Here is an 8203-nt window from a genome sequence, read left to right as displayed (position 1 = left end):
AGTGATGGCTTTGGAGTCTTCACATTAAGTGATGCTACAGCAGAAATTACAGGAGGCGCACCAGGATTAACGGTTACTTATCACGAAACCTCAAGTGACGCGACAAATAACGTAAACCCATTAGTTAGCCCATATAATAACATTGTAGCAAATACTCAGGTTATTTATGTACGCGTAGAAAGTGCAACAATCTCAACAGACTGTGCAACGTTTGTAGACTTGGTTTTAATAGTAAATCCAACACCACAAATCACAGACCCAAGTGCTTTAGAAGTTTGTGATAATGATGCTGACGGTTTTGCAATTTTTGATTTAGAATTAAACAATCCAGAGATATTAAATCAGTTAGATTCAGATACAACAAACGATTTAGCAGCAGCAGATTATACAATAACATTTTACGAAACAGAAGCCAACGCTAATGTGCCAACAAACGCAATAGCAACACCAAATGCTTACACAAACACAACCGCAGATATACAAATTATTTGGGTACGTGTGGATGATAACGCTAATGGCTGTTCTACAGTAACACCAATGGATTTAATTGTAAACCCATTACCAGTATTAGTACAACCTGATCCAATAGCCTTATGTGATTATAACAATCCAGGAGACGAAGTAGAAGCCTTTAATTTAGAAGATGCCAATGCACAAATTCTAGCAGGACAAACCGGAATCACCTTAACCCACTATATTAGTCAATCAGGAGCAGACAATGCTACAGCAACGGACCAAATATTTAGTCCATACACTAATATTGTAAACCCACAAACGGTTTATGTAAGAGCAGTGGATAATGTAACAGGCTGTGTAAGCACAATTACATTAGACTTAAGAGTTAATCCTATCCCATCACCACAAGCAAGTCCAGTGGCTTTAATAGAATGTGATGACGATAACGACGGATTTACAACCTTTAATTTAGACAGTCAAACAACAACGATTTTAAATGGAGAGCCAGACGTAAGCATCAGTTACCACGAAACACAAGCCGATGCGACAAACGATTTAAATGCCTTAGTTAGTCCATACACAAATATCGTTGCAAACACGCAAATGATATATGTGCGTGCAGAAAATGATATCACAGGATGTTTTACAATAGTCGTATTACCATTACAAGTACAACCATCACCAGTAGTACCAGTAGTAATCGATGATTATATTGTATGTGATGATAATGATGATGGGTTTAGCCAATTTGATTTTGATACAGTAATGGCACCACAAATCTTAGGGACACAAGATCCAGCAGATTTTACATTAACTTACCATACCACACAATTAGCAGCAGACAACGGAACTAGCCCAATAGTTAACACAAGTAACTATACTAATGTTACTAACCCACAGACAATTTATGTTAGATTAGAAGGTAACGTAAATGGATGTGTTACAACAGGCTCATTTATAATCCGAGTTGAGTTTCCACCAGTAATTGTGCAACCAACACCATTAGCAATATGCGATGAGTTAGATGCAGATTATTACGAAAACAATGACGATATGGCAACGTTTGATCTAACGGTTAAAAACGACGAAATTACCGCAGGTAATCCTAGTTGGATTGTAACCTATTACGAAACACAAGCCAATGCACAAGCCGACGTTAGTCCAATAGTAGACCCAACCATGTATACTAATATGATGGTAGGAACAAATCCAGCTAACCCACAAACAGTTTATGTTAGAGTCACAGATGCAGATACAGGATGTTTTTCATTTACAACATTAACCATCCGTGTGTTACCAAACCCAACACCATTACAAAACCCTACAGATTTAGAATTATGTGATGATGTGAATATTGTAGGGCCAAATGATTTAATAGAAATCTTTGACCTAACCACAAATGAAGTAACCACAATAAACGGAGAATTAGGCGTAAGCGCAAGTTACTATACGGATTTAGATGATGCCTTAATGGGAACTAATCAAATAGTAGACCCAACAGCACATAGTAATGAAGATTCAGATAATCCAGGCGTAGCAATTAATCCGCAGACGATTTACATGCGTGTAACAAACGGAACAGATGCCTCAGGAACAGGAGGAACAGGATGTTATACTATAGTAAGTTTTGACATTACAGTAAATCCATTACCAGAGGTTAGCCCAATAGAAGATTATATCTATTGCGAATTATTTAATGATGGTCAATATGGTTTTGATTTAGAAAGTAAAACACCAGAAATCCTAAACGGACAAGACGGAACAATCTTTACTGTAACGTATCATGAAACACAAGGTGAAGCAGATATGGCCATGAATGCATTAAGCAGTCCATATACCAATACAAGTAACCCACAAACCATATACGTTAATATCACCAATACCCTAACAGGATGTGATACGACCACGACATTTAATATCGAAGTTCAGGAAGCAGCACAAGCCAATCCAGACCTAGTACCAATCGTATACCAGATATGTGATGACAATATGGAAACCGATGGAGATACAACTGATGATAGCGCACAATTTGATTTATTAACATTAAATCCAGAGGTATTAGATGGACAAGATCCAGCCAATTACATTGTAAGCTATTATGCAACACAAGCAGATGCCGATGCAGCAACAGATGCGTTACCATTTTTATATGAAAACAGTGTTAATCCACAAGTTATTTATGTACGTGTAGATAACAATACCATGACTGTATTACCATTGGCTATCGACCTAGCAGGATTAGGGACAACAGGAATAGACTTTAATGGCGACGGAACGATTGATACAATTGATACCGATTTAGATGGTGTCTTTGACCTAATAGATGTTGATGGCGATGGACTATCAGACGGAACAGATACAGATGCAGATGGTCTAATTGATGAAGTAGACATTGATGGCGATGGTATTGCAGATGCAGTAGATATTGATGGCGACGGTGTGTTAGATAATCAAGCAGACAGCTCAGTATGTTATGACACTGCCGAAATCACATTACAAGTTAACCCATTACCAGAGTTTGATTTAGATGACTTTTATTTATTATGTGTTAATACAAACGGAACTGAAGTGGTAAACACACCAGTATTAGATACAGGATTAAGCACGACAGACTACACTTTTGAGTGGCAATTAGAAAGCGTAACACTTCCAGGAGAAACAGGAAGCAGCTTAACACCAACACAAGGTGGTTTGTATACAGTAATAGTAACAGATGCAGTTACAGGATGTACTAATGACGACTCTGCAACGGTAGAAGAAAGTGAGCCACCAGTAATCACAGCAGAAGTAACCACAGCAGCCTTTGCAGAAGTACATAACATATCAGTAACCGCAACAGGAAGTGGTGTTTCAATCTTCGAGTTTAGTATAGACGATGGACCATGGGAAACAAATACACCAAATGATGGCATGTATATGTTTACAGACGTAGGAGCAGGAGAGCATATAATAACAGTAAGAGACATTAATGGCTGTGGAGAAGCAAGTATACCAGTAATGGTAATGGACTATCCACACTTCTTTACACCAAATGACGATGGGTTTAATGACACTTGGAACATTTACGGAATAGAAGACCAATTAGATGCCGAGATATACATCTTTGATCGTTACGGTAAATTATTAAAACAATTAAGCCCAAGTGGACTAGGATGGGATGGGACGTATAATGGTAATCCAATGCCAACTAGTGACTACTGGTTTACGGTTGAGTATAGAGAGCCAAACGATACCTCAAATACAAGAAAACAATTTAAAGCCCACTTTACTTTAAAAAGGTAATTAAGCAAGATTAAGTAACACCAATAAAAAAGCCTGAACAAATGTTCAGGCTTTTTTTATAATACTATATTTTAAAAAGGTATTAATTAACCTCAAATGTAATTTTAAGATTAACTCTAAAGTCTACAACTTCGCCATCTTTAACGCTAGCACTTTGATCTTGTACATAAACAGATCTAATGTTTTTAACGCTTTTAGACGCATGCTTTACCGCTTTTTTAGTTGCATCTTCCCAACTTTTATCAGAGTTTGATAATACTTCGATTACTTTTAATACTGCCATAATATTTAAATTCTTAATAGACGTAAAAGTTATTAATCACAAAAAAAACCTGAACGTTAAGTTCAGGTTTTTAAAATATAGTTTGTAAAGGGTTTTAAATTTTAAAACCTAATGTTAATGTAATGTTTGAGTTAGAGTTGTCTATCGCGACAGTATTAGTAAGTCCTGTGTCATATAATTGATAGTTTCTATCTTGTTGAGATTTGCTGTAAGATAAATCCAAATTAGTGTTTCCAAAATTATAACCTAAACCTAGAGAGTAGCCTTTTAAATCTCCAATAGTGTTTTTGTCTGCATATGGACTTTCTTCAATTCTATAACCGCCTCTAAAGCTAAATTGGTTTAGTTTGTATTCTGCACCAATCTTATATGTTGAAGCTGCAGTTAGTGCATTTTCAATCAATGTGTTTTGGTAGTTAAAGTAAGTGTCTGACGTAGGCTTAAATTTTGTTTTACTATGATCTTTTCTAGAATAATCAAAGCTTATTAAACCTTTTGTACCAAATACGTAGGCTAAACTTCCTGTAATTTTACTAGGTGTTTGTAAACGATAGGTTTCATAAATATTAACAATGTTTGGGTCTACAACTTGATAAAAGTTTCCATTTGTATCATCAATAACTAAAGTTTCTAAGTATTGTGTTGTTTCATCTTGTAAACTCATCCATGTTGGCGAGTCATAAGTTAGACCTGCTCTTAATTCATTTGTTAATTTAAATATACCACCTAATTGAAAAGAAAAACCTGATCCATTTGTAGATAGTGTATTGTCAAATAAAACGTCTCTTACAGTAGAGTTTTCATTTGAGTTGGTTTCGTATAAACTGGTGTAACGTTCGTAATTTAAAAAGTGCGAATTTAGGTTTAATCCAAAATAAGTGTCATCACCATATTGGGTACCAACATTAAAACTAATCTTACCATTATATCCTGTTGCTGCATACCTATAATCTTGTTTAAATGAATTACCTCTAATGTTACTTGTGTAATTTTGATTGTTATCGTCAAAAGTTTCAGGCTCTAAGATGTATGAGTCATACCCCAAAAAGGCTTGCTGATTATCAAATCCATAAGCGCTACCTATTTCGGCATAAGCTTCTGTTGTGGATTCACCAGGAAATGCTGATATTTCATCCAAGCGTAACCCTTGGGCATTAGCTAAAAAATATTGGCCAATACTAGTATTACCAGTTCCATTAGCTCTCCAATCATCCTCATAATTTTTAGAGATGTCATAATTAATACCTAATGAAAATTTTCTCCATTTAGAATTATCATTGGTGTTTTTGAAAATAAAAACACCACCACCTTGATTTAAGTTAACTGAAGAATTTGATGAATTATTCATTCCGTTAAAGTAATTAGTGTCGTTTTCATTATTTTCAATACCTAAAGATATAGAAGCATAACTACTTGTAAATACTGCAGAACCTGCAGGGTTTACACTAAAAGCACTTAAGTCTCCTCCAAGCGCTCCAAAAGCACCACTCATACTTTGAAATCTTGCGGTTCCTTTAATGTCTCCACTGGAGTATCTTAACGCGTCATTTATGTTTTGAGCTTGACTTACAGACACAGATATAACACCTATGACTAGTATAAATAATTTTTTCATAGCAAATTTGATTTTGTATTTTAACCTCTTCCTCTTCTTGAGCTACCTCCAGAAGTAGATCGACTTCTAGAAGGAGTACTTGATCTAGGAGTAGAGATGCTTCTTGGTGTAGAATTGTTACTTCTTGGAGTTGATGTATTTGTTCTTGGTCTAGGCGTCGATGTATTAGTTCTAGGTCTAGGAGTTGAAGTATTAGTTCGTGGTCTTGTGGTATTTAATCTAGGTTTAGAAGTAGAGTTTGTTCTTGGTCTTGTGGTACTTGTTCTAGGTCTAGTTGTAGTGTTTGTTCTTGGTCTAACAGCTGAATTTCTAGAATATCTTGAGCTTAAAACAGAGTTTCTGTTAACAAGTGAACCTCTTCTTCCAGAATTGTATGATATGCCTCTTCTGTGGTAACCATTGGTATAGCTATATCCATAACCGTATCCATAACCAAAATTATTAAAACCGTAATATGGTGATCTCCAGTAAGAGTTGTAAAAACTATTGTTCCATCCCCAACCATATCTCCAAGAATAAGGACTGTTCCAACCCCAATTATACCATCCATTCCAACCCCAAGGTCTGTTCCAACCCCATCCATAGTCATTGTAAAAACCAGTATCGTGTATGTTGATTATAACATTACTATTAGTCGCTCCCCAACCTGCATTCTGTTCAGCCACTTCTATAGAATCATCATAGTTACCTTGATAAGTGTCAACGTCAGTAAATATTTCTTCAGTCTGACTATATACTTCCGCTTCATCAGCTTTTTCTTTAAAATAATTAGAGTAATAGTCATTATTATTTTCTGCAGGTATAGCCTCAGACTCATACTGTCTGTTTTCTGTTCCACTATCATATATGCCATCAGTAGTTTGTCCAACATATTGGTAAGAACCGCAAGAACTTAATGCTAAAGCAGTGAAAAGAACAGTAAAAACCTGTACTTTATTAGTTAAGTAGTTAATTAATTTCATATCGTGTTGTTTTTAATTGTTGAACATTACAAAAATAGTTAGTTTTGTCCAACTATTTTATTATTTAACATAATCACAATTTTTGTGCCAAAAGACTATATATGAGTAAAAAACTAACAAGTAGAGCAGAAAATTATTCCAAATGGTATAATGAACTGGTGGTAGAGGCTGATTTAGCAGAAAACTCTGCAGTAAGAGGATGTATGGTTATTAAACCTTATGGGTTTGCTATTTGGGAAAAGATGCAAGCGGAGTTAGATAGAATGTTTAAAGAGACAGGTCATCAAAATGCATACTTCCCTTTATTTGTACCTAAGAGCTTATTTGAAGCAGAAGAAAAAAATGCTGAAGGTTTTGCTAAAGAATGTGCAGTCGTTACACATTATAGATTACAAAACGATCCTGATAATCCAGGTAAATTACGAGTGGACCCTAATGCTAAGCTAGAGGAGGAGTTAGTTGTAAGGCCAACTAGTGAAGCTATAATTTGGAATACATATAAAGGATGGATTCAATCTTACAGAGATTTACCTTTATTAATCAATCAATGGGCTAATGTTGTACGTTGGGAAATGCGTACGCGTTTGTTTTTAAGAACAGCTGAGTTTTTATGGCAAGAAGGTCATACAGCACATGCTACTAAAGCAGAAGCAATCACAGAAGCAGAATTAATGAATAATATATATGCCACTTTTGCTGAAAACTTTATGGCTATACCAGTAATACAAGGATTGAAAACCGAAAGTGAACGTTTTGCAGGTGCTGATGAAACATATTGTATTGAGGCACTAATGCAGGATGGAAAAGCATTACAAGCTGGTACATCTCACTTTTTAGGTCAGAATTTTGCAAAAGCATTTGATGTGAAGTTTACATCAAAAGAAGGGAAACAGGATTATGTATGGGCAACATCTTGGGGAGTGTCTACTAGATTAATGGGAGCATTAATAATGACGCATAGTGATGATCATGGTTTAGTCTTACCTCCAAATTTAGCACCTAATCAAGTGGTTATTGTTCCTATATATAAAACTGACGAACAATTAGAAGCTATTACCGAAGTTGTAAATGGCATAATGAAAGACCTAAGGAGTAAAAACATTTCTGTTAAGTTTGATAATAGAGACACGTATAGACCTGGAGCTAAGTTTGCACAGCATGAATTGCAAGGTGTGCCCTTAAGAATAGCAATAGGATCAAGAGATCTAGAAAATGGAACAGTGGAGCTTGCTAGACGTGATACATTAACTAAAGAGGTTGTTGCATTAGATGGTTTAATTGATAAAGTGGAAGGATTAATGACAGAAATACAAAACACCTTATTTAATAAAGCTAAAAATTACAGAGATAACCACATCACAGAAGTAGATACTTTTGAGGAATTTAAAAAAGTTTTAGAAGAAAAGGGTGGATTTATCTCTGCGCATTGGGATGGAACTGCAGAAACTGAAGATAAAATTAAAGAAATTACTAAAGCTACGATTAGATGTATGCCTTTAGAAGGAAAAATTGAAAAAGGAATTTGTGTGCTTACTGGCAGAGAATCAGCACGTCGCGTATTGTTTGCAAAAGCGTATTAATTTTTTTTTAATTTTTTTTATAAAA

5 protein-coding genes are annotated in these 8203 nt (G+C 35.3%); 2 read left to right on the top strand and 3 right to left on the bottom strand.

All coding sequences use genetic code 11. From position 1 onward, the window contains the following. A partial coding sequence (locus B2989_RS03970) for a T9SS type B sorting domain-containing protein (RefSeq protein ID WP_292944477.1) occupies window positions 1–3738 on the top strand: 3738 nt, incomplete at its 5' end. Between the two features lie 82 nt (window positions 3739–3820). On the opposite strand, the gene B2989_RS03965 is transcribed toward B2989_RS03970, so the two are convergent. The 3 genes from B2989_RS03965 to B2989_RS03955 all read right to left on the bottom strand — a co-directional run bounded on the left by B2989_RS03965 (window position 3821) and on the right by B2989_RS03955 (window position 6598). Next, entirely contained in the window at window positions 3821–4021 is a 201-nt protein-coding gene (locus B2989_RS03965; protein ID WP_099568818.1) for a dodecin family protein, read from the bottom strand. A 94-nt stretch (window positions 4022–4115) separates the two neighbouring features. After that, window positions 4116–5636, bottom strand: a complete 1521-nt coding sequence (locus tag B2989_RS03960; RefSeq protein WP_292944467.1) for an OmpP1/FadL family transporter — start codon at window positions 5634–5636, stop codon at window positions 4116–4118. A gap of 20 nt (window positions 5637–5656) precedes the next feature. Continuing rightward, entirely contained in the window at window positions 5657–6598 is a 942-nt protein-coding gene (locus B2989_RS03955) for a hypothetical protein (RefSeq protein WP_292944464.1), read from the bottom strand. A gap of 101 nt (window positions 6599–6699) precedes the next feature. Between B2989_RS03955 and proS the strand changes: the two genes are divergently transcribed. Next, window positions 6700–8178, top strand: coding sequence for a proline--tRNA ligase (gene proS / locus B2989_RS03950; protein ID WP_292944461.1), 1479 nt, complete (start codon window positions 6700–6702; stop codon window positions 8176–8178). Window positions 8179–8203 lie beyond the last annotated feature (25 nt).

This window comes from Olleya sp. UBA1516 (genome assembly GCF_002323495.1).
Taxonomy (GTDB): domain Bacteria; phylum Bacteroidota; class Bacteroidia; order Flavobacteriales; family Flavobacteriaceae; genus Olleya.
This window is presented reverse-complemented; position numbering and strand designations above follow the sequence as displayed.